Below are 24121 nucleotides of genomic sequence, written 5' to 3' on the forward strand. Positions count from 1 at the left end.
GGTCAGGAACGGCCTCGCTGCTGGGGCCCGCGGGGACGCGAGCGGTGCGGAACGGGGAGGTCCGACATCAGTCGAACAGATGGGAGCCGCAGCCCCACTGACCCGCGCCGGAGCGCGCGTACAGCATCTGCGCGCGCATCGTCTGCTCCTCCGGGGAGGCGGCCGCCGGGTCGCCGCTGCCGCCGACCGAGGCCCACGTGGACATCGAGAACTGGTAGAGGCCGCGGTACCGGCCGGTGGAGCTCACGGCGTTCGGCCGGCCACCGGACTCGCACTGCGCCAGCGCGGCCCAGTTCAGCCCGTCGGCGGTCGCCGGGACCGAGCCGGAGGAGGCGGCCGGGCGGGGCTTGGTGCCGACCGTGACGAGCTCGTCGACCGGCGCGACGTCCACGACGGTGGAGACCTGCTCGCGGGCGGTCTCCACGCCGTCGACGACCGTGACCCGGTAGGTGGTCGTCTGCTGCCCGTCGACGCCCTCCTGGGTGACGGTGTCGTCGCCCTCGAGGGCCTCGGGGTCCTCGGACCGCACCGTCTGGAACGGGATCTCGGTGGTCTCGACGACCTCGCTGACCTGCACCCGGTACACCTGCAGCGTCATCCGGGCCAGCAGCGGCTGGGTCGGGAACATGCTCGTGCGGTCGGTCTCGGACAGCGTGACGCCCTGCTCGGTCAGCAGGTCGCCCACGGTCGCGGCCGTCGTCGTCACCACGCGCTGCTGGCCGTCGGCGATCAGCGTGACGTCCTTGGGGGTCGAGATCGACAGCGCCATGCCGTCGAGCGGGAGGCGCTCGCTGCGGCTGGCGGAGAGCACGAGGCCGTCGGCGCGGAAGCCGAGCTGGTCCAGCGCCTCGTCGACCGACAGGGCCGTGACGTAGACCTCGCTGGAGCGACCGTCGACGGTCAGCTGGATCGGCCGGGCGCGGGTCACCACGACGGTGTCACCGTCGTCGACCGAGGCGTCGGGCTCGGGGAGGACGACGTCGTGCGCCCGGGTCTCCAGGCCCTCCTCGTCCAGCACCTCGCTGACCGTGTCGGCGTAGGTGCGCACCTCGCGCGCCTGCCCGTCGACCGTCAGCGTCAGCGACTTCTGCGCGGCGTAGAACGCCACGGAGCCGCCGACCAGCCCGAGCAGGACCAGGGCGAAGAGGGAGAACTTCAGGGATCGAGGCACGACACTTCCACGGGGTCACGGGACCGGGCAGGGGGTGCCCTCCGGCGCGCAGCGGGCAGCGGCGCGCCGGGCGGCTCCGCTCCCGGGCGGCCGACGCCGGCCCAGCGGGGGCTCCGACGACGCTGCCCGGGGTCGGTCCCCACCCCGGCTGGTCACGACACGATAACGGGCGTGGTGCAGGTGGCAACGGTGCGTGGAGGAGTGTTCCAGGTGGCCGACACGTCGACATGGCGCCGCGCCGACACGGTCCGTGACGGACGTGCCGCGTGGGACGGGTGGTGCGGTCGCGCAGGGTGAGACGGACGAGGTGACCGATGTCACCGCGTGCTCGTGAACACAGAGGGGTATGAAGCCCGGTCGGTCAGCCGGCCAGCGCGCGCTCGGCGACCTGCACCGGCCGCAGCCACGTCACCAGGAAGCCCGCGAGGGCCAGCCCCGCGGCCAACGCCGAGAAGCCGGCCGCCACCAGCGCCACCGGCCACAGGTCCACGCCCTCGGTCACGCGGTCGCCCAGCCACACCCCGGCGGCGAGCAGCAACCCGCCCAGCGGCAGCAGGGCCAGCACGCTCGTCGCGGCCGTGACCAGGTGCGCCGTCCAGGTGCGCAGCGCCTCGTCCACCGGCACGTCGGCGCCCTCGGCGGGCAGCGGCCGGACCAGCGACCGCAGCAGCGCCACCTCCGCGAGCAGCCAGGCCGCGAGCGGCACGGCCACGGCCGGCCACGCGACGCGGTCGGGTACGTCGTCGTGCCGCCACAGCAGGGCGACGGTCAGCACCTCGGCCACGACCACGGCGCGCATGGTCCACAGCAGCCACAGCGAGATCTGCTCCGGGCGCCGGGGCCGCCGCGGGGGTGAACTGGCCCGCCAGCGCGGCCGGGGCCGGGTCGCCTCGGCCAGGACGACGCCCAGCAGCAGCCCGACGGCGATCGCCGGCGGCCACAGGAACACCGATGCCTCGGCGAAGACGACGACGCTGCCCACGACCGCGACCAGGCCCAGCAGCAGGCCCACCCGGCGCACGCGGCGCCCGTGCACGGCCTGACGCCGCAGGGTGCGGCGCCCCTCCTCGCTGGGCGGGGCGAACTCGACCGAGGCCGCGGCGACCGCCCGCCGCCCCGCGGCCAGCGCCCAGCCGCGGGCGAGCAGGACCCCAGGCACCAGCACGGCTATGAAGAGCACGACGGCGATGAGGCGACCCACGCCGCTCATTGTCGTCCTACCGGACGACACCGCCACCACGACTTCGTCGCCCTCCGGGCGACACGGCGGCCAGGTGCCGTCCCCCCGCTGGTCGGAGCCCTCCCCGTCCGGCCTCGGGGAGGCCTCCGGCCTCCCGCTCGGTCAGACCGCTGCGCGGGACCCGCCGCTCCTCGGGGGACCCTCCGGGCCCCCGCTCGTCACGGCTCCCAGGCGCCGAACACGCGCTCGGCGGTGGCGGTGAGCGCGGCGCACAGCTGGTCGAGCTCCACGCCGGTGACGTCGGCCAGCGTGCGGACGGTGTGCGGCACCAGCCGCGACGCGTTCGGGCGCCCCCGGTGCGGCGCCGGCGTGAGGAACGGGGCGTCGGTCTCGACCAGCAGCTGGTCCAGCGGCGTCACCGCGGCCGCCTCGCGCAGGGCCCCGGCGCTGCCGAAGGTCAGCGTGCCGGCGAAGGACAGCACGTGCCCGCGCGCCACGCAGGCCCGCGCGAAGGCGGCGTCGCCGGAGAAGCAGTGGAACACCGTGTGCTCCGGGGCCCCCTCGTCGTCGAGGACGCGCAGGACCTCGTCGTGGGCGTCGCGGTCGTGGATGACCAGCGCCGTGCCGTGCTCCTTGGCGATGCGGATGTGCGCGCGGAAGGAGGCCTCCTGCGCCGCCCAGCCCTCGGGTCCGGTGCGGAAGCGGTCCAGGCCGGTCTCCCCCACCGCCCGCACGCGCGGCAGCGCGGCGAGCCGGTCGATCTCTGCCAGGGCGTCGTCGCCGGCCCCGCCCTCGGCGGCGTCGTTGGGGTGGACGGCGACGGCGGCCAGCACGTTCGGGTGCCGCGCCGCGAGCTCCGCCGACCAGCGCGAGGAGGGGACGTCGACGCCCACCTGCACCAGCCGGGGCACCCCGACCGCCGCGGCGGCGGCGACCTGGGCGTCGACCTCGGCGTCGTCCGGGGACCGGTCGAAGCCGCCCACGGTGATGTCCAGGTGGGTGTGGCTGTCGACGACCGGTGCCGGCAGCGGCTCGGGGTCCGGCGGCAGCTCACCGCGCCGGTTGGCCCGCGAGGAGGCCGAGCGGCTCACCGGCGCCGTCCCGCGCGCGCGGTGCTCACGAGGCGCCGCCCTCCAGCCGGGCCAGCTCCTCCTCCACGATGGACTCGTCGAGCTTGGTGAACACCGGGGTCGGCGGGGCGAGCGGCGTCCCCGGCTGCAGCGGGCGGGAGGCCCACACCGCCTGGGCGGAGTCGTAGTCGCCGGTGATGATCGGGTACGGCGACCCGTCGTCGAGGTCGGTGACCTCGTCGATCCGCGGCGCCGGCGACCACACGCCGGTGCCGCCGAGCAGCTCGTGGATCTTCTGCGCGGAGTGCGGCAGGAAGGGCGTGAGCAGCGCGTTGCAGTCGCTGATCGCCTGCAGCGCGGTGTGCAGCACGGTGTCCCGGCGGGCGGGGTCCTCCTTGAGCTTCCACGGCGCCTGGTCGGACAGGTACTTGTTCGCCTCGCCGACCACCCGCATGGTCTCGGCGGCCGCGGCCTTCTGCCGGTTGCGGGCGAGCAGCTCGCCGATGGGGCCGAACGCGCCCGACGTCGTCGCCAGCAGCGCCCGGTCGGCGTCGGTCAGGTCACCGGGCGTGGGCACGGCGCCGACGTTCTTGGCGGCCATCGACACCGAGCGGTTGACCAGGTTGCCCCAGCCGGCGACCAGCTCGTCGTTGTTGCGGCGGCGGAACTCCGACCACGTGAAGTCGGTGTCCTGCGACTCGGGCCCGGCGGCGGCGATGAAGTAGCGCAGCGCGTCGGCGTCGTAGCGGGCCAGGAAGTCGCGGACGTAGATGACGACCTGGCGGCTGCTGGAGAACTTCCGCCCCTCCATGGTGAGGAACTCGCTGGAGACGACCTCGGTGGGCAGGTTGAGCCGACCGAGGGAGCCCGGGCTGCCGCCCCGGTCGCCCTCGCCGTTGTAGCCGAGCAGCTGGGCGGGCCAGATCTCGGAGTGGAAGACGATGTTGTCCTTGCCCATGAAGTAGTAGGCGTCGGAGTCCGGCGCCTGCCACCACTGCCGCCACGCCTCGGGGTCCCCCGACCGGCGGGCCCACTCGATCGACGCGGACAGGTAGCCGACCACCGCGTCGAACCACACGTAGATCCGCTTGTCCGGCCGGTCGCGCCAGCCGTCCAGCGGCACCGGCACGCCCCAGTCGATGTCGCGGGTGTAGCTGCGCGGCTTGAGGTCGTCGAGCAGGTTGACGCTGAAGTTCAGGACGTTGGGCCGCCAGCTCTTGCGGGTGGCCAGCCAGTCGCCCAGCGCCCGGGTGAACGCGGGCAGGTCGAGGAAGTAGTGCTCGCTCTCGACGAACCTCGGCGTCTCCCCGTTGATCCGGCTGACCGGGTTGATCAGGTCGGTCGGGTCGAGCTGGTTGCCGCAGTTGTCGCACTGGTCGCCGCGGGCGCCGTCGTAGCCGCAGATGGGGCAGGTGCCCTCGATGTAGCGGTCGGGCAGGGTGCGACCCGTGGAGGGGCTGATCGCGCCGAGCGTCGTCTGCGGGAAGACGTACCCGTTCTTGAGCAGGCCCAGGAAGATCTCCTGGCTCACCTGGGCGTGGTTGCCGGTCGTGGTCCGGGTGAACAGGTCGTAGCTCAGGCCGAGCGACTGCAGGTCCCCGGTGATGATGCGGTTGTTCCGGTCGGCGATCTCGCGGGGCGTGACCCCCTCGGCGTCGGCCGCGACCGTGATCGGTGTCCCGTGCTCGTCGGTGCCGCTGACCATCAGCACCCGGTCCCCCACCATCCGGTGGTAGCGGCTGAAGACGTCGGAGGGGACGCCGAAGCCGGAGACGTGGCCGATGTGCCGCGGGCCGTTGGCGTAGGGCCAGGCCACGGCGGTCAGGATGTGCCGATCACTCACGGCACGAGAGTAGTGATGGCGCGGGCGGGGCCGCTCAGTGCTGGCCGGTGGAGGCCGGCGCGGGCTGCCCGGCGTCGGGCCGGCCCGGGTCGAGCAGCGCCACCGACACCAGCGCCAGCCCGATGACCACGACGGTGGCGGCGCGCAGGACGCGGCGGCCCGCGCCCAGCTGGGGCTGCGGCGCACGGGGGCGCGGACCCGCGTCGACCCAGGCGCCCGCCGACGGCGAGGTGGCCAGCAGCAGCTTCCCGACCGGCAGGGCCGACGCGCTGAGCGCCAGCGCCGGCACGGGCAGCCCGGCGACCTCGCTCCCCACGGCGGAGGTGGTCAGCCCGAGCACGAACACGCCGGCGCACACGCCCAGCTCGGCGCACGCCACGCCGGTCAGCAGCCGGGCGCCGGAGCCGTCGAGCAGCACGAGGCCGCCGCCGGCGCCGAAGACCGCCCACGCGGCGAGCCCGACCAGCAGCCCGGCCGCCAGCAGGCCCGGCGGGCGCTGCAGGGAGGTGAGCAGGCCGTCGAGCCCGGTCAGCGCCGCGGCGAGGACGGCGAGCGCCTCCAGCAGCGCGAGCGCCGTGGCGGCCAGCACGGTGGCCGGGGGCCGGGGGTGCCGGCGGGGGACGGGGGTGGCGGTCGCACGGTCGGCGCGGACGTCGAGGGTGGTGGCGCTCGCCACGGGGCTGCTCCCTGGCCGGGGACGGTCGGTCTCCGGTCAGGTCGTCCCGCCGCGCGCCGCGCTGTACGGCCGCGGGCGGCGGCTCACCCCATGGGGTCAGCCGTCCCCGGTCCTCCCCCGGGCCGCGCGGTCGGCGGTTGCGCGCTCGGCCGCGGCGGCACCCTCGGCCCCCGCCAGCCGGCTGCGCCGCCGTCCGTAGACGAGATAGACGACCAGGCCCAGGACCATCCAGACGGCGAACCGCACCCACGTCTCCACCGGCAGGTTCGCCATCAGGTAGAGGCAGGCGACCACGGAGAGGCCGGGCAGCAGCGGCACCAGCGGCACGCGGAAGGCCCGGGGCAGGTCCGGCCGGGTGCGGCGCAGCACGACGACCGCGATCGACACCAGGACGAAGGCGAACAGGGTGCCGATGTTGACGAGCTCCGCCAGCGTGGAGATCGGCAGGAAACCGGCCAGCAGGGCGACGACGACGCCGGTGACGATCGTGATCTTGTAGGGCGTGCCGAAGCGCGGGTGGACGGCGCCGAGGGACGGCGGCAGCAGGTGGTCGCGGCTCATCGCGAACAGCACCCGCGACTGGCCGAGCATCAGGATCATGACGACCGAGGTGAGGCCGGCCAGCGCGCCCACCGAGATGAGGCTGCTCGCCCACGACAGCCCGACGCTGGCGAACGCGTCGGCCAGCGGCGCGGTCACCGAGAGCTCGTCGTAGGGCTGCATGCCGACCACGACCAGCGACACCGCCACGTAGAGCAAGGTGCAGACGAGCAGCGAGCCGATGATCCCGCGCGGCAGGTCCCGCTTGGGGTTGCGGGTCTCCTCCGCGGCCGTGGCGACGATGTCGAAGCCGATGAAGGCGAAGAAGACGATGGCCGCCCCCGCGATCACCCCGCCCCAGCCGAACGTGCCCTGGGTGACGCCGAACAGCTGGATCAGTGGCTGCTGCCAGCCGGTCTCCCCCTCGGCGGCGCCCTGCGACGGCGGCACGAACGGGCTGTAGTTGTCGGCGCTGGTGTAGAAGAACCCGAGCGCGATGATGAACAGGACGATCGCGACCTTGATCGCCACGATCACGCTCGTCACCCGCGAGGACAGCTTGATGCCCAGCACCAGCACGCCGGTCATCAGCAGGGCGATGACGATGGCCGGGATGTTGACCGTCGCGTCCTCCCCCGCGATCGACTCCGGCAGCGGGATGCCCATGTCGCCGAGCAGCTGGTTGAGGTAGCCCGACCAGCCGACCGACACGGTGGCCGCACCCAGCGCCAGCTCCAGCACGAGGTCCCAGCCGATGATCCAGGCCAGCAGCTCCCCGAGGGTGGCGTAGCTGAACGTGTAGGCCGAGCCGGCGACCGGCACCGTCGAGGCGAACTCGGCGTAGCAGACGGCGGCCAGGGCGCAGGTGATGCCGGCGATCACGAACGAGATGGCCACCGCCGGGCCGGCCGTCGTCTTCGCGACCTCACCGGTCAGCACGAAGATGCCGGTCCCGATGATCACGCCGACCCCGAAGACGGTGAGGTCGAGCCCGGAGAGGTTGCGCTTGAGCCGGTGCTCGGGCTCCTCGGTGTCGCGGATCGAGTCCTCGACCGACTTCACCCGGGCCCTGTTCCCGCGAGCCGTGTCCGCCACGACGTCCCCCTCCCGGTGCGACCTGCCCGTTCGACTCCGGCAGCGTGGCACGGGCGCCCCAGGTCCGCATGCCTACGCTGGACCGTCACGAGAGGGAACCGAGGAGGTGCCGTGACCGCGACCGACCCGTCCCACGACGCGTCCACCGGGACCCCCGGGCGGCGCGAGCCCACCACCCGGCCCCGCCCCGCCGGCGCGCCGCCGGCCACGCCCGGCCGGGCGGCGGGGCAGGGCGCCGTCGTCGACTGCGCGGTCTACGTGGACGGCCGGCGGCAGGCGCCGGTGGAGCCCGGCGACGCGCTGGGCGTCGCCGTCGAGCGGGACGGGTTCGTGTGGCTGGGCCTGTTCGAGCCCAGCGCCGCCGAGCTGGAGGCCATCGCCGCGCGCTACGGCCTGCACCCGCTGGCGGTGGAGGACGCCGTCTACGCCCACCAGCGCCCCAAGCTCGACCACTACGACGACGACCTGTTCATGGTGCTGAAGACGGCGACCTACGTCGAGCACGACCGGCTGACCGCGACCAGCGAGGTGGTCGACACCGGCGAGGTCATGGTCTTCCTCGGCCGCCACTACGTGATCACGGTCCGGCACGGCCGGCACGGGGACCTGGCCGAGCTGCGGCACCGGCTGGAGGAGCAGCGGGAGCTGCTGTGCCTGGGGCCGGCCGCCGTCCTCTACGCCGTCGCCGACCTCGTCGTGGACACCTTCGTCGACGTCGCCGACGCGGTGCAGGACGACGTCGACGAGCTCGAGGCGTCGGTGTTCAGCCCCGAGCGCACCGACGACATCGGGCGCCTGTACCAGCTGAAGCGGGAGCTGATGTCGCTGCGCCGGGCGGTGGCGCCGCTGGAGGTCCCGCTGCAGCGGCTGTCGGAGCGGTCGATGGCCGTCGTCCCCGGGGCGATGCGCTCCTACTTCCGCGACGTGCTCGACCACGCCATCCGGGTGCGCGACACCGTCGCCGGGCTCGACGAGCTGCTGTCGTCGATCCTGCAGGCCTCGCTGGCGCGGACGTCGATGGCCGACAACGAGGACATGCGCAAGATCTCGGCGTGGGCGGGCATCGTCGCCGTCCCCACCGCGATCGCCGGGATCTACGGCATGAACTTCGCGTTCATGCCGGAGCTGCACTGGCGGTTCGGGTACCCGCTGGTCCTGCTGGTGATCGCGGTGTCGTGCGTGTGGCTGTACCGCGGCTTCAAGCGCAACGGCTGGCTCTGACCCCCACCGCTGTGCACTGATCCACCTCACGAGCGCCGGGCCCGCTCTCCTGAGGTATGGGAAGCCATCCCCACGTCTGCGCGGCGAGAACGTGGGGATCGCTTCCCATGCCGCGCCCCTTCGCGCTCCGGACAGGTGTCGCCGAGCCCAGTCCATCCACAGGTCGGGCCCGATCGCCGCTGCCCCCGCCCGCGTTCGGCCAGGCTGCCGCGATGCAGTGGCGCGAGCTCCTCCGTGACGTCCTCCAGATCCACGGAGGGCTGGCGACCCGACGTGAACTGCTCGCCCGACTACCCGAGACGGTCCTGGACGGCTACGTCGGACGCCGCGTCCTCCACCGCGTCTTCCCCCACGTCTACTGCCGGGCAGGGGAACCGATGACGGACGACCTGCTCCTCCGGGCCGCCCTCCGCCATGCCGGACCGGTCGCTGCCTTGAGCCACACGACGGCGCTGGCGGTGTGGGGACTGATCCCCCTCGACCGCCCGCTGCACGTGACCGTCGACCACTCAGTGCGCCGAGCAGGGGCGCCGGACCTCCTCGTCCACCGTCGCCTGCGGTTCACGCCCGGGGCGCCGCAGTGCGTGGAGCGGAACGGGCTCCGCATCACCGTGCTACCGAGGACTCTCGTCGACTCCTGGCCGCTGCTGCCGGTCCCGGACCGTCGTCCGCTCCTCCTCGACGCAGCCCGCCGCGGCCTCGTCGTCGCGAAGGACGTCCGGCAGGCGCTCGCCGAACGGCCCAACGTCGGCGGCCACCGTGCCCTCGCCCAGACCATCGACCTCATCGAGGACGGGTGCCAGAGTGAGCTCGAGGCCTTGGGCGTGCTCAACGTCTTCCGGCACCGCTCCCTGCCCAGGAGCGTCGGGCAGCACCGGCTGGTCCTGCCCCAGGGCGCGGTGCGACTCGATCGAGCCTGGCCCGAGGTGAAGCTGGCAGTCGAGCTGGACGGCGCGAAGCACCACACGTCCCCGGCTGACCGGCGGCGCGACCTCGCCCGAGACACGGCGCTCGCCGCTCTCGGGTGGGTGGTGCTCCGCTTCACCTACGCGGACGTCCTGCGCGATCCGGAGGCCGTGCGCCGCCGGGTCCTCGAGGTCTACGCCGCGCGGGCCGCCCAGTTGCGCGTGGGTTAATCCGCCCACGAAGCATGGGAAGCGATCCCCACGTCCGGCGGCCTCAAGCGTGGGGAAGGCTTCCCATGCCTCGTCGGCGGGGCGATGTGCACAATCGCCGGCGGTCAGCGGGGCTTCGCGGCGACGACGGCGTCGTAGACGGTGCGCCGCGGCAGCCCGGTGCGGACGACGACCGCCCGGATCGCGTCCTTGCGGGTCGCCCCGGCGGCCTCCTCGGCGGCGACCTCCGCGGCCAGCTCGGCCGGCGTCAGCTCCACCCGCACCTCGGGGGCTCCCCCGATCACCAGCGTGATCTCGCCGCGCACGCCCTCGGCGGCCCACGCGGCGAGCTCGGCCAGCGGCCCGCGCCGGACCTCCTCGTAGGTCTTCGTCAGCTCCCGGCACACCGCGGCGGGCCGCTCGTCGCCGAACGCGGCGGCGGCGTCGGCGAGCGCGTCGGCCAGCCGGTGCGGGGACTCGAAGAAGACCATTGTGCGCCGCTCACCGGCCAGCGCCGCGAGCGCGGTGCGCCGCTCACCCCCGCGCCGCGGCAGGAACCCCTCGAAGCAGAACCGGTCGACCGGCAGGCCGCTGACGGCCAGCGCCGTCGTCACCGCCGAGGGCCCGGGCACCGAGGTGACGAGCACGCCGGCGTCGATGGCCGCGCGCACCAGCGTGTAGCCGGGGTCGGACACCGAGGGCATGCCCGCGTCGGTGAGCAGCAGCACGGTCGCGCCGCCGGCCAGGGCGTCGAGCAGGCCGGGCAGGCGGGCCCGCTCCACCGACTCGTGGAACGTGACCACCCGCCCGGTGAGCGTCACGCCGAGGTCGGTGGCCAGCCGGTGCAGCCGGCGGGTGTCCTCCACGGCCAGGACGTCGGCCGAGGCCATCACCTCGCGCAGCCGCGGGCCGACGTCGCCGGGCTGCCCGAGGGGCGCCCCGCCCAGCACCAGCCGTCCGCTCACGGCGAGGAGCCTGTCACGGCCGCCGCCCGGGGCCCGACGCGGCCGGACGAGCGCCGGGAGGTGGGCAGGTCCGGTCACTACCCTGGGCCCATGGCGGTCCTGGCTCCCGAGCGCGAGGAGCAGGAGCCGCCGGCGCAGGCCACGCGGCGACGCCGCCTGCCGGCCCGCCGCCTGGACCGCATCCCGCCGCTGCCCGGCGACAACCGGCTGGCGTGGGTGCTCGCCGGGGTCCTGGGCGTCGTGTCGTTCGCCGTCCGGCTCTGGGACATCTCCTACCCGCGCGACCTGCTCTTCGACGAGGCCTACTACCCGCCGGAGGCGCAGGACCTGCTCACCTGGGGCCACGAGTACAACCGCGGCTACACGTTCATCGTCCACCCACCGCTGGGCAAGTGGCTGATCGCGCTGGGCGTGAAGCTCTTCGGCTACGAGTCCCTCGGCTGGCGGTTCCCCTCCGCGGTGGCCGGGACGATCGCGGTCGTCGTCCTCGTCCGGCTGGCGCGGCGGCTGACCGGCTCGACCCTGCTGGGCGTCGTCGCCGGGCTGCTGCTCGCGCTCGACGGGTTCTCCTTCACCCTGTCGCGGATCGGCCTGCTCGACGTGTTCCTGCAGGTGTTCGTCGTCTCCGCGGTCGCCTGCCTGGTGGTCGACCGCGACCGGGTGCGCGCCCGCGTGCGCGCGCTGGGCGAGGTGCCGCGGACCGGCTTCCGGCTGGGACCCCGGGGCTGGCGGATCGCGGCCGGCGTCCTCTTCGGCTGCGCCTGCGCGGTCAAGTGGAGCGGCGTGTGGTTCCTGGCGTCCGCCGCCGTCCTCTCGCTGTTCTGGGAGCGTGCCGCCTGGCGGGAGGCGAATGTGCCCCGGCCGACGGCGGTCACGGCGCGCCGCGGGCTGCCCGGCGCCCTGTGGGCGCTGGCGGCGGTCCCGGTGCTGACCTACCTGGCGACCTTCACCGGCTGGTTCCTCGGCGAGACGTCGCAGGGGAAGGCCTGGGCGCAGCAGAACCCCGACACCGCCTTCCCCTGGATCCCCGGGCCGCTGCGCGCCCTGTGGCACCAGCACGCGCAGTGGCTGGAGTTCCACAACGGGCTGTCCTCCCCGCACCCGTGGGAGTCGGGGCCCTGGTCCTGGCTGGTCAACGGCCGCCCCATCCTGCTGTGGAACCCGCAGGGGCTCACCGACGCCGCCGGCGACCAGGTGGTGCGGTACATCCTCATGGTCGGGACGCCGACGCTCTGGTTCGCCTTCGCGCCGGCGCTGGTGTGGCTCGGCTGGCGCATCGTGGCGCGCCGGGACCCGGCCGCGGTGCTGCTCGCGGTGATGATCGGGGCCGGCTGGGGCACGTGGTTCCTCAACGCCGAGCGCACGATGTTCGTCTTCTACATGGCCCCGGTGGTGCCGTTCTTCGTGCTGGCCGTGGTGCTCGCGCTGCAGGACGTCCTGGGTCCGGCCACCGGCCCGCCCGTCCGGCGCCGGGTGGGGCTGGGGCTGGTGGCCCTGTACGTCGGCGTGGTCGCCGCCACGTTCGTGTTCTTCCACCCGGTGCTCACCGGGCAGCCGCTGTCGCACGGCGAGTGGCTGCAGCGGATGTGGTTCCCCTCCTGGTTCTGAGCACCGGGCGCCGGCGACGGCGGGCCGCCGCCGGACCGCCGGGCCCCGGCCGCCGACCGGCCGTACGGTGGGTCCGCGGACCGGACGAGGGGACGACGATGACCAGCCCAGGCACACGCCCTGCCGTGCTCGGCGAGATCGACGGCGACGTCTGGCGGATCACCCTCGACCGCCCCGAGACCGGCAACGCCATCGACCCCGCCCTGGCGGCCGCGCTGACCGCCGCGCTGGCCGCCCGCCCGGCAGCGGCGCGGACGGTGCTGCTGCTGGCCAACGGCCTGCGGTTCAGCGTCGGCGGTGACGTGCGGCTGTTCGCCGAGGCGGCCGACCCCGGCGCGCTCGTCGGTGGGCTCGCGGAGTCCTGGCACCGGGTGGTGCGGGAGGTCCTCTACTGCCCGGTGCCCGTCGTGGCCGGCATCCAGGGGGCCGTGGCCGGTGCCGCGGTCGGGCTCGTGGGCGCCTGCGACATCGTCGTCTGCGCCCGCTCCACCAAGATCCGCCCGGCCTACGGGGCGATCGGCCTCTCCCCCGACGGTGGCACGTCCTGGGCGCTCACCCGGGCGCTGGGTGCCCCGCGGACCCTGGACCTGTGCCTGACCAACGGCTCGCTGACCGCCGCCGAGGCGCACGCGGCGGGCCTGGTGGCCCGGCTGGTGGAGGACGACGAGGTGCACGCGGCCACCACCACGCTGGCGCACGCCGTCGCGGCCGGCCCGGTCCGCGCCATGGTGCGCACCCGCGAGCTGGTGCGGCAGGCGGCGGTCCGCACGCTCGAGCAGCAGCTGGACGAGGAGGCCCGGCTGATCGCCGCGTCCGCCGACGACCCGGAGGGACGCGAGGGCGTGCGGGCCTTCGTCGAGCGGCGGCTGCCGGACTTCCGCTCCGCCGGCTGACCCCGCGCGGTCAGCAGGTCCAGCGGTACACCTGACCGTCGCGCAGCTCCACCGAGGCCGGCCGCGGTGGGAGCGGGGACGTCTCGAGCAGGGCCAGCACCCGCGTCCGGCCCCGCACGACGGTGCCCTCGGGCGTCGTCCAGTGCAGGTGGGGGTGCAGCAGCAGCCGCAGGCCGGACCGGTCCCCGGCGGCGAGCGCGGCCAGGACCGCGTCGACGACGCCGGGCACCGGTCAGGCCGCCGTCCGCCGGGCCCGGGACGCCGCGGCCAGCTCCTCCAGCATCGCCTCGGTCGTGGGCAGGTCGACGCAGCCGTCGGTGACGCTCTTGCCGTACTCCAGGGACCCCGGGTCGCGCTGGTCGAGGTCCTGCCGGCCGGCGACCAGGTTGCTCTCCAGCATCACCCCGCGGATGGCCGGCTCCCCGCCGCGGACCTGGGCGGCGAGGTCGCGGACGACGTCGAACTGGCGGCGGTGGTCCTTCTGGCTGTTGCCGTGCGAGGCGTCGACGACGACGACCTCGGGCAGGCCGCGGGCCCGCAGCGCGGCGCGGGTGGCCGCGATGTGGGCCGCCGAGTGGTTGGGGCCGGACTTGTCGCCGCGCAGGATGACGTGGCCGGTCTCGTTGCCCGTCGTGGACAGCTGCGCGGTCACCCCGTGCCGGTCGACGCCGAGGAACTCGTGCGGGGCACGGGCGGACACGACGGCCTGGACGGCGACCTCGATGCTGCCCTCCGGCGAGTTCTTGAACCCGACGACGGAGGAGAACCCGGACACCCGCTCGCGTGCGGTCTGGTCGGTGACGTTGCGGGCGCCGACGCCGTTGTAGGTGACCAGGCCGTTGACGTACTGCGGGGTGAGCGCGTTGAGCGGCTCGGCCGCCACGGGGACGCCGAGGCCGGTGACGGCGATCATCAGCATCCGGGTGGCGACGAGGCCGACGCTGATCCGGTTGGACCCGTCCAGGTACGGGTCGTAGGCGAAGCCCTTCCAGTCCACCTCGGTGCGCGGCTTCTCGGTGTAGGTGCGCATGAGGATCTCGAGGTCGGCGGCGAAGCGCTCCCGCATGCGGGCGAGGAACGCCGCGTACTCCAGCGCGGCGGCCGGGTCGTGGATCGAGCAGGGGCCGGCGATGACGGCCAGCCGCGGGTCGGTGCCGGTGACGATGCCGGTCATGGCGGCGCGCCCGGCCCGGGTGGTGGCGGCGGAGGCGGCGGTCAGCGGGACGACGGTGGCGACCGCCTCCGGGGTGACGACGACGCTGAGGCCGGCGATGCGGGCGTTCACCAGGTCGGCGACGTCGACCGGCTCGGCCTCGGGCAGCCCCAGCCGGCGCCGGACCTCCGGGATGAGCCCCGCCTGCAGCGTGTCGACCTGGTCGTTGACCCGCTGCTGCACCGCGAGCAGGTGCTCGGCGATGCGGGCCGCCTCCGGGAGCAACCGGTTCCCGTCCTGCGTCATCGACCTCTCCTCGCTCGGCTTCCCTGCCCCGGAACGACTCAGGGCGCCCTCCGGGTGGAGGACGCCCTGGGTGTCGGGGTGGAGCTGAGGGGATTCGAACCCCTGACCCCCTCGATGCGAACGAGGTGCGCTACCGGACTGCGCTACAGCCCCTGACGGGGGACAAGACTACCGCCCACCGCTCCCGGCCCCACCACGGGGTGGTGGCGCCGGGGTGTCGCGGGCGACGCCTATGCGTTGGCGACGCGCCGCGGCTCGTACTCGTCGATGTCGGCGAACCCGATGTCGTCGTCGTCCAGGCCGACGACGGCGCTGTTCTGCCAGCCGGCCGGGGTGCCGGTGCGGGCGGCGACGACACGGCCCGGCCGCAGCGGGTGCACCGGGGCCAGCGGCAGGCTCGGGTGGCGCAGGCCGACGGTGTGGTGCACCGGCCCGGCCTCGGCGAGCTCCTCCTCGGCGAACTCCTCGGCGAGGTGCTCCTCGGCCATCGCCGGGCGCGGGGCCGGCGCGACCCGGGCGGCGCGGCGCGCGGCCATCCGGGCGGCGCGGCGGGCGGCGGCCTGCTCGCGGCGGGCCGCGGCGCGCAGCACCGCGAGGTAGGCGACGGTCGCGGCGTCCAGGAGCACCTGCAGGACCCAGATCCACGAGGCGACGACGAGCGCCCCGACCAGGGTCAGCAGCGTCAGCGCGACCAGGCCGGCCAGGGTGCGGCGGCGCACCGCGTGCACGTCGACCCGCAGCTCACCGGTCTCCAGCAGCCGCCCGCGGTCGACCGAGACGCGCTCGGTCTCCGCGTGCACCACCGGGTCGACGACCCGGCGGCGCTTCAGCGTGCGGCCCGAGTCACCCGCCGCCGAGCGCGTCCGCTCGTCGCCGCGGGTCACCACCATCGGCACCAGCACGACGAACCAGAGGACGACCAGAGCGGCCAGCAGCACACCCGATCCCATGGAGAACACCACCCGTCACACGAGTCACTTGCCGCGGCAGGTTATGCAGGTCGCGGGCCCATCGGCGGGAGGCGCGCGGTGTGTCGTCGGAGTGTTGTGTGACGGGAGTGCACCGGCGACGGCGTGTCGACACGGCGACCCGGGGGGACCGGTCGGTTCCGTGCTAGGCGACCACGCGTGGTACCCACCGCGGGCCGCGCTCAACCGCCGGACCGCGCGAGCCAGCGGGCGAGCACGCCGCCGGGCACGTCCTCGGCCAGCAGCCCGTAGGTGAGGTGGTCGCGCCAGTCCCCGTCGATGTCCAGGTAGCGGCGCAGCAGTCCCTCCTCGTGGAAGCCCAGCCGCTCCACCAGCCGCCGGCTGGGTGCGTTCTCCGGCCGGATGTCGGCCTGCAGCCGGTGCAGCCCCGCCGCGGCGAAGGCGTGGTCGCAGACCAGCGCGACCGCCAGCGACCCCATCCCCCGGCCGGCGACGGCGCGGTCCATCCAGTAGCCCACGTTGCCCGAGCGCAGTGCCCCGCGGACCACGTTGTCGATCGTCACCTGGCCGGCCAGCCGCCCCTCCACGCGCACGGTGAACGGGAGCGTCAGCCCCAGCCGGGCGCGCTGGAGCACCCGGCGGCGCACCGCGCGGAACGCCGCGGGGGTGTGCCGCTGCGCCCAGGGCTGGGCGGCGGTCGGCTCCCACGGCGCCAGCCACGCCTCGTTGGCCAGCCGGACGCGACTCCACTCGGCGGCGTCGGAGCGGCGCAGCGGGTGCAGCTCCACCGGCCCCCAGCCCAGGGTGGCCGGCCACCCCGGACGCAGGGCCGGGTCGCCCAGCACGGCGCCTCAGCCGCCCAGCAGCAGGGGCATGACGGTGACCAGCCCGCCCGCCGCCACCTCGGTGACGTCCTCGTCGACGACGATCAGGCAGTTGGCCCGGGCCATGCGGGCGAGCATCGCCTCGTCGCCGTCGCCCAGCGGCTCGACCACGTACCCGCCGTCGGGGTGGCGCATGACCTGCCCGTGCAGGTACTGGCGGTAGCCCAGCGGCGAGTACAGCGGCTGCGCCGCGATCGCCTGCACGGTGCGGCGGAACAGCTGCCGCTTGCCCAGCATCAGCCGGATCGCCGGGCGCACGAACACCTCGAAGGCCACGAGCGCCGCCACCGGCTCCCCCGGCACGACGATCACCGGCACCTGCTCCCGGCCGATCCGGCCGAACGCCTGCACCGGCCCCGGGTGCATCGTCACGGGACGGAACCGCACCTCGCCGAGCGCGGACAGCGCCTCGCGCACCGGGTCGCCCTCGTCCGGGAAGGTCCCGGAGATGAGCACGAGGTCGCTGCGCAGCGTCTGGCTCTCGAGCACCTCGGACAGCCGGCGCGGGTCGGCCGGCACGATGCCCGACCGGTAGGCGTCGGCCCCGGCGTCGCGGGCCGCCGCGGCGAGCGCGTAGCTGTTGACGTCGACGGCCTGCCCGGGCGCCGGGTCGCTGGCGATGTCCACCAGCTCGCCGCCACCGGAGAGGATCCCGACCCGCGGGCGGGGACGCACCAGCACGCGCTCGCGGCCGACGGCGGCCAGCAGGCTGATCTGCGCCGGCCCGATCGGGGTGCCGACGGCGACCGCGGGGGTGCCGGCGGCCACGTCGTCCCCGGCGCGGCGGACGTAGTTGCCCGGCGCGACGCCGGCGTGCACGGTCACGGTGACGACGCCGCGGTCGGTCCACACGGCGGGGACGACGGCGTCGGCGCCGCCGGGCAGCAGGGCCCCGGCGGCCACCTTGTGGGCCAGCCCCGGGCCGATGGACGACGGGCCGGCGGCCCCGGCCACGGTCTCCCCCACGACGGCCAGCGCGGTCGGCGCCTCCAGCGTGGCCGCGGCGACGTCCTCGGCGCGGACCGCGTACCCGTCCAGGGCGGCCTGGTCGTGGGCGGGCAGGGCGCGCCGGCTGACGACCTCCTCGGCGCACAGCAGGCCCTGGGCGTCGAGGACGGCGAGCTCGATCGCGTCGGGCTGGGGCACCGCGGCGAGGATCTCGTCCAGGTGCTGCTCGACCGAGCGGGGCAGCTCGGGCTCGGGCACGCCAGGGGGCGGGGGCACCGCCGAGGGGTCGATCTGCGCCGTGTGCTGCACGCCGACGGCGGCCCCGCCCACCGTGCCCGACCGCAGGTCGAGCGCCGTCGTGTCCCGGGGCCCGGGCGCGGCCGCCCCGGCGCTGTCGTCGTCCACACCCATCACGACTCCCGATGCTCCCCCCTGGGAGCCACGGGTCAGGCCTGCGACGCGCCCTCGGCGGGCAGCTGGCCGACGAACTCGGTCAGCCAGGCCCGCAGCGCCGGCCCCAGGTCCTCGCGCTCGACGGCCAGCCGGACGACCGCCTTGAGGTAGTCGAGCTTGTCGCCGGTGTCGTAGCGGCGGCCGTCGAACACGACGCCGTGCACCGGCTCGCCGCGCGCGACGAGGGTGGCCAGGGCGTCGGTCAGCTGGATCTCCCCGCCGCGGCCGGGCTCGGTCTCCCGGAGCACGTCGAACACCTCGGGCGCGAGCACGTACCGGCCGATGATCGCCAGGCTGCTGGGGGCCTCGTCGACCGGCGGCTTCTCGACCAGCCCGGTGATCGTGACGACGCCCTCGGAGGTGTCCTCCTCGATCGCCACCGCGCCGTACTTGTCGATGTTCTCCGCGCCGACGTCGAGCAGCGCCACCACGCAGCCGCCCTTGTCGGCCTGCACCGCGAGCATCTGCTCCAGCAGATGGTCGCGGGCGTCGATGAGGTCGTCGCCGAGGAGGACGGCGAAGGGCTCCTCGCCGACGAACGCCGCGGCCTGCAGGACGGCGTGGCCGAGGCCGCGGGCCTCCCCCTGCCGGACGAAGTGCACCTGCGCCACGTCGGTGGACTCGGAGACGGCGGCCAGCCGGCCGGCGTCCCCCTTCTTCTCGAGCGCGGCCTCGAGCTCGGGTACGCGGTCGAAGAAGTCCTCGATCGCGGCCTTGTTGCGGCCGGTGACCATGAGCACCTCGGCGAGGCCGGCGCGGGCGGCCTCCTCGACGATGTACTGCAGGGCCGGGCGGTCCACGACCGGGAGCAGCTCCTTCGGCACGGCCTTGGTCGCGGGCAGGAAGCGGGTGCCCATGCCGGCGACGGGGATGACGGCCTTGCGCGCGGCGCGCGAGCTCGCGGGGGACATGGCGGGGAGCGTATCCAGCTAGCCTGCGCCGGTGACTCCCCCTTCCGAGGTGGGTGCGGCCAAGGCCGCCCTGCGGCAGGAGCTGCGGGAACGGCGTCGCGCCCGGCCCGGTCCGGAGCGCGAGGCGGCCGCAGCGGCGGTGAGCTCGGCCCTGCTGCGCGGCCTGGCCGGCGTCCGCACGGTCGCCGCGTTCTGCCCCGACGAGCTGGAGCCCGGGCACGGCCGGCTCCCGGCGGCCTTCACCCAGCTCGGCGCGCGCGTGCTGCTGCCGGTGGTGGCCGAGGGGGACGCGGAGCTGCGCTGGGCGGTGGACACCGGGCGGCTGGCGCCGGGCCGGTACGGCGTGCTGGAGCCGCTGGGCCCCCGCCTGGGTCCGACGGCGGTCGGGACGGCGGAGGCGGTCGTCGTCCCCGCGGTGGCGGTCGACCGCTCGGGCGTGCGCCTGGGCCGCGGCGGGGGCTTCTACGACCGGGCGCTGGTGCACGCGCGGCCCGGCGCCCTGCTGGTGGCCGTCGTGTACGACGACGAGCTGGTGGACGAGCTCCCGGCCGAGCCGCACGACCGCCGGGTGGGTGCGGTGGTGACGCCGTCGGGCGGCTGGCAGACGCTGCCCGCCGCGCGCTGAGGGAGCCCGGGACACCCGCCGGTCGCGGCGGTCGTGGGACCGTTCCGACCTGGCTCGTCCCTGGGGCCCGGGGGTGGCTCCCGACCGATCGGAGGTGGTCCGTGCCCGGACCGCTGGACGGCGTCCTCGTCGTTGACCTGACCCGCGCGCTGGCCGGCCCGCACGCCGGGATGATGCTCGGCGACCTCGGCGCCCGCGTGATCAAGGTGGAGAGCCCCGGCACGGGCGACGACACCCGCGGGTGGGGCCCGCCGTTCGTGCAGCCCGACTCCGGCGAGCGGGAGTCCACCTACTTCCTGTCGGCCAACCGCAACAAGGAGTCGATCACCCTCGACCTCAAGGACGAGGGCGACAAGGAGCTGCTGCGCGAGCTGGTCCGCCGCGCCGACGTGCTGCTGGAGAACTTCCGGCCCGGCACGCTCGCCCGGCTCGGCTTCGGCACCGACGTCCTGGCCGGGCTGAACCCGCGGCTGGTGACGCTGGCGATCAGCGGGTTCGGGCACGACGGTCCCGAGGGCGGGCGCGCCGGCTACGACCAGATCGCGCAGGGCGAGGCGGGGCTGATGTCGCTGACCGGCTCGGGCCCCGACGACCCGCAGCGCGTCGGCGTCCCGATCGGCGACCTGCTGGCCGGCATCTACGGCGCCTACGGGGTGCTGGCCGCGCTGCTGGAACGCGAGCGGACCGGCCGCGGCCAGGTGGTGCGCACCTCGCTGCTGGCGGCGATCGTCGGCGTGCACGCGTTCCAGGGGACGGCGTGGACCGTCGGCGGGCAGGTCAACCGGGCGCAGGGCAACCACCATCCCTCGATCGCGCCCTACGGCCTGTTCCGCTGCGCCGGCGGCAGCGTGCAGCTGTCCTGCGGCTCGGAGTCGCTGTGGCGGCGGCTGTGCGCGGAGTTCGGCCTGGACGCCGAGGCCGACGGGCTGGCCACCAACGGCGAGCGGGTCCGCGCCCGGGAGCGGGTGGTCGCGCTGCTGGAGGAGGCCTTCGCCGGGATCGGGCCGGCGGAGCTGCTGGCCCGGTTGGCCGCGGCCGGCATCCCGGCGGGCGAGGTGCGGACCCTGGACGAGACCTACGGCTGGGACCAGACGCTGTCGCAGGGCCTGCTGGTCGACGTCGACCACGCCACGCTCGGCCGGTTGCAGCTGCCCGGCCCGCCGCTGCGGTTCTTCGCCGCCGGTCCGGACGGCGAGACCGAGACGACCCGCCGCGACCACACCGCTCCCCCGGTGCTCGGCGCGTCCGACGCCGCGATCCGGGCGTGGCTGGCCGAGGGGACCGGCTGACCCCGACCGGCGCCCGGACAGGATGACGCCATGGACCGCCGCCCCGTCCGCCGTCTGCGCCCCGACCCGGACGCGGCGCCGGTCCCGGGCGACGTGTGGCCGGCCACCGTGCCGGCCGTGGCGCAGGTCCTCCGGGAGGGCCTGGAGCTCGCCGCCGGCGTGACGGTGCTCGTCGGCGAGAACGGCTCGGGCAAGTCGACGCTGGTGGAGGTCCTCGCCGCGGCGGTCGGGCTCAACGCCGAGGGCGGGTCGGTCGGCGCCCGGCACAGCACGCGCCCCAGCGAGCCCGGCTCGCTCGACCTCGTGGTGGAGCGTGGGCCGGGCGCCCCCCGCTGGGCCTACCTGCTGCGCGACGAGACGCTGCACGGCCTCTACAGCTACCTGGAGGACAACCCCGGTGGCGACGGGACGGCGTTCCACGAGCTGTCGCACGGCGAGGCGTTCCTCGCGCTGTTCCACGACCGCGCCACCCGCCCCGGGCTCTACCTGCTGGACGAGCCCGACGCCGCGCTGTCGTTCACCGCGACGCTGTCGCTGGTCGCCTCCCTCACCGAGCTCGCCGCCCGCGGCGCACAGGTCGTCGTCGCCACCCACTCCCCGGTGCTGGCCGCCCTCCCCGGCGCCGCGCTGCTGGAGGTCGGCCCCTGGGGCATCCGGCCGGCCGCCTGGGCGGAGCTGGAGCTGACCGAGAACTGGCGCCGGTTCCTGCAGGCACCGGACTCCTACCTGCGGCACCTGCGCTGAGCGGGGCGGGGCAGGTCGCACGGCTCCGGGAGCCGGCCCGGCTCCCCGGTCAGCGCTCCGGCGCGGCGTCGGCGCCGTGCTCGACGCGCAGGCTGTGGTCGGGGTCCAGCTGCTCGAGGACCCGCTCCAGCGCCTCGCGCAGCACGCGGGTCTGCTCGGGGGTGAGCGGGTCGAACACGGCGTCGCGGACCGCCTCCGCGTGCCCCGGTGCCACCTGCCGGACGACCTCCCACCCCGCGTCGGTGAGGACGGCGAGGCTGCCCCGGCCGTCGTCGGCGGCCCGCTCGCGGCGCACCCAGCCGCGCTGCTCCAGCCGCGCGACCGTGTGCGACAGCCGGCTCTGCGTCTGGTTGGCCCGGCGGGCCAGGTCGCTCATCCGCCGCGCCCTGCCGGGGGCCTCGGACAGCATCGCGAGCACGACGTAGGCGGTGTGGCTGAGCCCCGCGTCGCGCCGCAGCTGGGCGTCGAGCACCCGCGGCACCAGTTCGGCCACGCTCAGCCAGGCGCGCCAGGCGCGCTGCTGCTCGTCGTCCAGCCACCGGGTCGCCACGGGGGCGACCGTACGTCCCCCGGCCTGCCGGCACACCCGTCCGCCGGCCGGCCGCCGCGGGGCGATGAGTCCCCGGGCCCGGCCCGGTCCTCACCTGCGACCGCCCCGCCGGGGCGCGAGGAGAGGCGGACCGATGGCCAGGGTGATCGCGGGGATGACGATGTCGCTGGACGGCTTCGTGGCCGACGACGCGGGCAGTTCCGCCGCGCTGTACCCGGACTTCGACGTGCTGGCGGACTCGGACTACATGCGGACCCTGCAGGAGGAGACGGGGGCGGTCCTCATGGGCCGGCGCACGTTCGACATGGGCGGTGGCCCGGACGCGTGGGCGGATGCGGACTACGAGTTCCAGGTGCCGGTCGTCGTCGTCACCCACTCCCCTCCCGCGGTGGCGCCGCGGGGCACCGACAGGCTCACGTTCACGTTCGAGACCGACGGCGTGGCGGCAGCCGTGGCACGCGCGGTGGCGGCGGCCGGCGACCGCGCGGTGACCGTCGTCGGCGGCGCGGACCTCAACCGGCAGCTGCTGGCGGCCGGGCTCGCCGACGAGCTCCGCGTGGACGTCATGCCCGTCCTGCTCGGCTCGGGGCTGCCGCTGTTCGCCGGTGCGGGGCCCCGGGCGCTGGAGAAGATCGGCGTCGCGGAGGTCGGCGTGCGCACGACGCTGCACTTCCGCGTGTGCTGAGCGCGCTCCCGCGGCGACAGGACGGCGCGGGCCTGCGACGCTGCAGGGACCCGCCCGCGACCAGCGCAAGGAGAGTGCACGTGGCCAACTTCGGGGACTGGCAGCTGGGCATCTACCTGGAGGGGCTGACCGGCGTGACGCCGGCGCTGCCGATGGACTTCGCCAGCCTCGAGGCGGCGGCCGAACGGGCCATGTCCCGGGAGGTGTGGTCCTACGTGGCCGGCGGCGCCGGCGACGAGCACACCCAGCGGGCCAACGTCACCGCGTTCACCCGCTGGGGCCTCATGCCGCGGATGCTCGCCGGCGCGGCCCAGCGGGACCTGTCCGTGGAGCTGTTCGGGCAGGGGTTCCCCACGCCGCTGATGCTCGCCCCGGTCGGGGTGATCGGCATCTGCGAGCCGGAGGGCCACGGGGACCTCACCACCGCCCGCGCGTCGGCGGCGACCGGCGTCCCGATGATCGCCTCCACGCTGACCCAGGACCCGATGGAGGACGTCGCCGCGGCGCTGGGCGACACCCCCGGCTGGTTCCAGCTGTACCCGCCCAACGACCGGGAGCTGACCGAGAGCCTCGTCCGGCGGGCGGAGGCGGCCGGGTTCACCGCCGTCGTCATCACGCTGGACACCCTGGCGCTGGGCTGGCGGCCGCGGGACCTGTCCATCGCGAGCTTCCCGCAGCTGACGGGCCTGTGCCTGGCCAACTACATGTCCGACCCAGTGTTCCGGTCGCGGCTGGCCGCGCCGCCGGAGGAGGACCCGCAGGCCGCGGTCGGGGCGTGGTCGCGGGTCTTCGGCAACCAGAGCCTCAGCTGGGCGGACCTGCCCTGGCTGCGCTCGCTGACCACGCTGCCGATCCTGCTGAAGGGGATCTGCTCCCCCGACGACGCCCGGCGCGCCGTCGACGCCGGCATCGACGGCATCTACTGCTCCACCCACGGTGGCCGCCAGGCCAACGGCGGCCTGCCGGCGCTGGACTGCCTGCCCGAGGTCGTGGACGCCGCGGGGGACGCGCCGGTCGTCTTCGACTCCGGGGTGCGGGGCGGCGCCGACGTCGTCAAGGCGCTGGCGATGGGGGCGCGGGCGGTGGCCGTCGGACGTCCCTACGCCTACGGCCTGGCAGTCGGCGGCCAGGCCGGGATCGAGCACGTGCTCCGCTGCCTGCTCGCCGAGACCGACCTGACGATGGCCATCAACGGCTACCCGACGGTCGGCGCGCTGCACCGGGAGGCGCTGCGCCCCGTGCGGTGAGCCCCGTGCGCCTGCCAGTC

At 75.3% G+C, this 24121-nt stretch carries 23 protein-coding genes and 1 tRNA gene; 9 read left to right on the forward strand and 15 right to left on the reverse strand.

The annotated features are described in order from the left end of the window. Window positions 1-67: 67 nt before the first annotated feature. From ACI781_RS15390 to ACI781_RS15415, 6 genes are all read right to left on the reverse strand, one after another. A complete protein-coding gene (locus ACI781_RS15390; RefSeq protein ID WP_456566992.1) occupies window positions 68-1171 on the reverse strand; it encodes a ubiquitin-like domain-containing protein in 1104 nt (367 codons plus the stop codon). Window positions 1172-1532: 361 nt separating this feature from the next. Next, window positions 1533-2372, reverse strand: coding sequence for a hypothetical protein (locus tag ACI781_RS15395; protein WP_456566993.1), 840 nt, complete (start codon window positions 2370-2372; stop codon window positions 1533-1535). A gap of 197 nt (window positions 2373-2569) precedes the next feature. Continuing rightward, window positions 2570-3442 carry a TatD family hydrolase gene (locus ACI781_RS15400; protein ID WP_456566994.1) on the reverse strand — a complete coding sequence of 291 codons (873 nt, stop codon included), beginning with the start codon at window positions 3440-3442 and terminating at the stop codon, window positions 2570-2572. Between the two features lie 25 nt (window positions 3443-3467). After that, window positions 3468-5264 (reverse strand): methionine--tRNA ligase, encoded by a 1797-nt coding sequence (metG, locus tag ACI781_RS15405; protein WP_456566995.1) that lies wholly within the window; start codon window positions 5262-5264, stop codon window positions 3468-3470. A gap of 34 nt (window positions 5265-5298) precedes the next feature. Beyond that, complete coding sequence (locus ACI781_RS15410; RefSeq protein ID WP_456566996.1) at window positions 5299-5940, reverse strand: hypothetical protein; 642 nt, start codon at window positions 5938-5940, stop codon at window positions 5299-5301. Between the two features lie 96 nt (window positions 5941-6036). Then, the gene (locus tag ACI781_RS15415) at window positions 6037-7542 is read right to left on the reverse strand and encodes an amino acid permease (RefSeq protein WP_456566997.1); all 1506 of its coding nucleotides are present in this window, start codon (window positions 7540-7542) and stop codon (window positions 6037-6039) included. Between the two features lie 144 nt (window positions 7543-7686). Between ACI781_RS15415 and corA the strand changes: the two genes are divergently transcribed. After that, entirely contained in the window at window positions 7687-8796 is a 1110-nt protein-coding gene (corA, locus tag ACI781_RS15420) for a magnesium/cobalt transporter CorA (protein ID WP_456566998.1), read from the forward strand. Between the two features lie 434 nt (window positions 8797-9230). Continuing rightward, window positions 9231-9932, forward strand: a complete 702-nt coding sequence (locus ACI781_RS15425; RefSeq protein ID WP_456566999.1) for an endonuclease domain-containing protein — start codon at window positions 9231-9233, stop codon at window positions 9930-9932. A 104-nt stretch (window positions 9933-10036) separates the two neighbouring features. On the opposite strand, the gene rsmI is transcribed toward ACI781_RS15425, so the two are convergent. Next, entirely contained in the window at window positions 10037-10876 is an 840-nt protein-coding gene (gene rsmI, locus ACI781_RS15430) for a 16S rRNA (cytidine(1402)-2'-O)-methyltransferase (protein WP_456567000.1), read from the reverse strand. A gap of 90 nt (window positions 10877-10966) precedes the next feature. Between rsmI and ACI781_RS15435 the strand changes: the two genes are divergently transcribed. Both ACI781_RS15435 and ACI781_RS15440 read left to right on the forward strand, forming a co-directional pair. After that, window positions 10967-12484 (forward strand): dolichyl-phosphate-mannose--protein mannosyltransferase, encoded by a 1518-nt coding sequence (locus ACI781_RS15435; RefSeq protein WP_456567001.1) that lies wholly within the window; start codon window positions 10967-10969, stop codon window positions 12482-12484. A gap of 98 nt (window positions 12485-12582) precedes the next feature. Next, window positions 12583-13377, forward strand: coding sequence for an enoyl-CoA hydratase/isomerase family protein (locus ACI781_RS15440; protein WP_456567002.1), 795 nt, complete (start codon window positions 12583-12585; stop codon window positions 13375-13377). Window positions 13378-13387: 10 nt separating this feature from the next. Here the strand turns inward: ACI781_RS15440 and ACI781_RS15445 are convergent, their stop codons facing one another. The 7 genes from ACI781_RS15445 to ACI781_RS15475 form a co-directional block, all read right to left on the reverse strand. Then, window positions 13388-13606, reverse strand: a complete 219-nt coding sequence (locus ACI781_RS15445) for a hypothetical protein (protein ID WP_456567003.1) — start codon at window positions 13604-13606, stop codon at window positions 13388-13390. Between the two features lie 3 nt (window positions 13607-13609). After that, window positions 13610-14836 (reverse strand): 3-deoxy-7-phosphoheptulonate synthase, encoded by a 1227-nt coding sequence (locus ACI781_RS15450; protein ID WP_456567004.1) that lies wholly within the window; start codon window positions 14834-14836, stop codon window positions 13610-13612. A 79-nt stretch (window positions 14837-14915) separates the two neighbouring features. Beyond that, window positions 14916-14989: transfer RNA gene (locus ACI781_RS15455), tRNA-Ala, on the reverse strand. Between the two features lie 77 nt (window positions 14990-15066). Continuing rightward, window positions 15067-15786: a divisome protein SepX/GlpR gene (sepX, locus tag ACI781_RS15460; RefSeq protein WP_456567005.1), complete on the reverse strand. Its 720-nt coding sequence runs from the start codon at window positions 15784-15786 to the stop codon at window positions 15067-15069. 200 nt (window positions 15787-15986) lie between these two features. After that, the gene (locus ACI781_RS15465; RefSeq protein WP_456567006.1) at window positions 15987-16610 is read right to left on the reverse strand and encodes a GNAT family N-acetyltransferase; all 624 of its coding nucleotides are present in this window, start codon (window positions 16608-16610) and stop codon (window positions 15987-15989) included. A gap of 6 nt (window positions 16611-16616) precedes the next feature. Then, window positions 16617-18008, reverse strand: coding sequence for a molybdotransferase-like divisome protein Glp (gene glp / locus ACI781_RS15470; protein ID WP_456567007.1), 1392 nt, complete (start codon window positions 18006-18008; stop codon window positions 16617-16619). A 35-nt stretch (window positions 18009-18043) separates the two neighbouring features. Then, window positions 18044-18961 (reverse strand): UTP--glucose-1-phosphate uridylyltransferase, encoded by a 918-nt coding sequence (locus ACI781_RS15475; protein WP_456567008.1) that lies wholly within the window; start codon window positions 18959-18961, stop codon window positions 18044-18046. Window positions 18962-18992: 31 nt separating this feature from the next. Between ACI781_RS15475 and ACI781_RS15480 the strand changes: the two genes are divergently transcribed. From ACI781_RS15480 to ACI781_RS15490, 3 genes are all read left to right on the forward strand, one after another. After that, window positions 18993-19586, forward strand: a complete 594-nt coding sequence (locus tag ACI781_RS15480; protein ID WP_456567009.1) for a 5-formyltetrahydrofolate cyclo-ligase — start codon at window positions 18993-18995, stop codon at window positions 19584-19586. Between the two features lie 101 nt (window positions 19587-19687). Then, a complete protein-coding gene (locus ACI781_RS15485; RefSeq protein WP_456567010.1) occupies window positions 19688-20875 on the forward strand; it encodes a CaiB/BaiF CoA transferase family protein in 1188 nt (395 codons plus the stop codon). A gap of 30 nt (window positions 20876-20905) precedes the next feature. Continuing rightward, window positions 20906-21619 (forward strand): AAA family ATPase, encoded by a 714-nt coding sequence (locus ACI781_RS15490; RefSeq protein ID WP_456567011.1) that lies wholly within the window; start codon window positions 20906-20908, stop codon window positions 21617-21619. Between the two features lie 49 nt (window positions 21620-21668). Here ACI781_RS15490 and ACI781_RS15495 read toward each other — a convergent pair whose 3' ends face one another. Further along, window positions 21669-22169, reverse strand: a complete 501-nt coding sequence (locus tag ACI781_RS15495) for a MarR family winged helix-turn-helix transcriptional regulator (protein WP_456567012.1) — start codon at window positions 22167-22169, stop codon at window positions 21669-21671. A gap of 133 nt (window positions 22170-22302) precedes the next feature. Here ACI781_RS15495 and ACI781_RS15500 point away from each other — a divergent pair, with 133 nt between their 5' ends. Together ACI781_RS15500 and ACI781_RS15505 are read left to right on the forward strand one after the other, a co-directional pair. Continuing rightward, window positions 22303-22854, forward strand: coding sequence for a dihydrofolate reductase family protein (locus ACI781_RS15500; protein WP_456567013.1), 552 nt, complete (start codon window positions 22303-22305; stop codon window positions 22852-22854). Between the two features lie 80 nt (window positions 22855-22934). After that, a complete protein-coding gene (locus tag ACI781_RS15505; protein WP_456567014.1) occupies window positions 22935-24101 on the forward strand; it encodes a lactate 2-monooxygenase in 1167 nt (388 codons plus the stop codon). The last annotated feature ends 20 nt before the right edge of the window (window positions 24102-24121 follow it).

The organism is Blastococcus sp. SYSU D00695, from assembly GCF_054050555.1.

Bases quoted from the DNA above. Each gene is read 5' to 3' on its own strand.
- ACI781_RS15500 (WP_456567013.1), top strand. From the start codon at position 22,303: ATGGCCAGGGTGATCGCGGGGATGACGATGTCGCTGGACGGCTTCGTG.
- ACI781_RS15490 (WP_456567011.1), top strand. From the start codon at position 20,906: ATGGACCGCCGCCCCGTCCGCCGTCTGCGCCCCGACCCGGACGCGGCG.
- ACI781_RS15440 (WP_456567002.1), top strand. From the start codon at position 12,583: ATGACCAGCCCAGGCACACGCCCTGCCGTGCTCGGCGAGATCGACGGC.
- ACI781_RS15450 (WP_456567004.1), bottom strand. From the start codon at position 14,836: ATGACGCAGGACGGGAACCGGTTGCTCCCGGAGGCGGCCCGCATCGCC.
- glp (WP_456567007.1), bottom strand. From the start codon at position 18,008: ATGGGTGTGGACGACGACAGCGCCGGGGCGGCCGCGCCCGGGCCCCGG.
- ACI781_RS15475 (WP_456567008.1), bottom strand. From the start codon at position 18,961: ATGTCCCCCGCGAGCTCGCGCGCCGCGCGCAAGGCCGTCATCCCCGTC.
- ACI781_RS15435 (WP_456567001.1), top strand. From the start codon at position 10,967: ATGGCGGTCCTGGCTCCCGAGCGCGAGGAGCAGGAGCCGCCGGCGCAG.
- sepX (WP_456567005.1), bottom strand. From the start codon at position 15,786: ATGGGATCGGGTGTGCTGCTGGCCGCTCTGGTCGTCCTCTGGTTCGTC.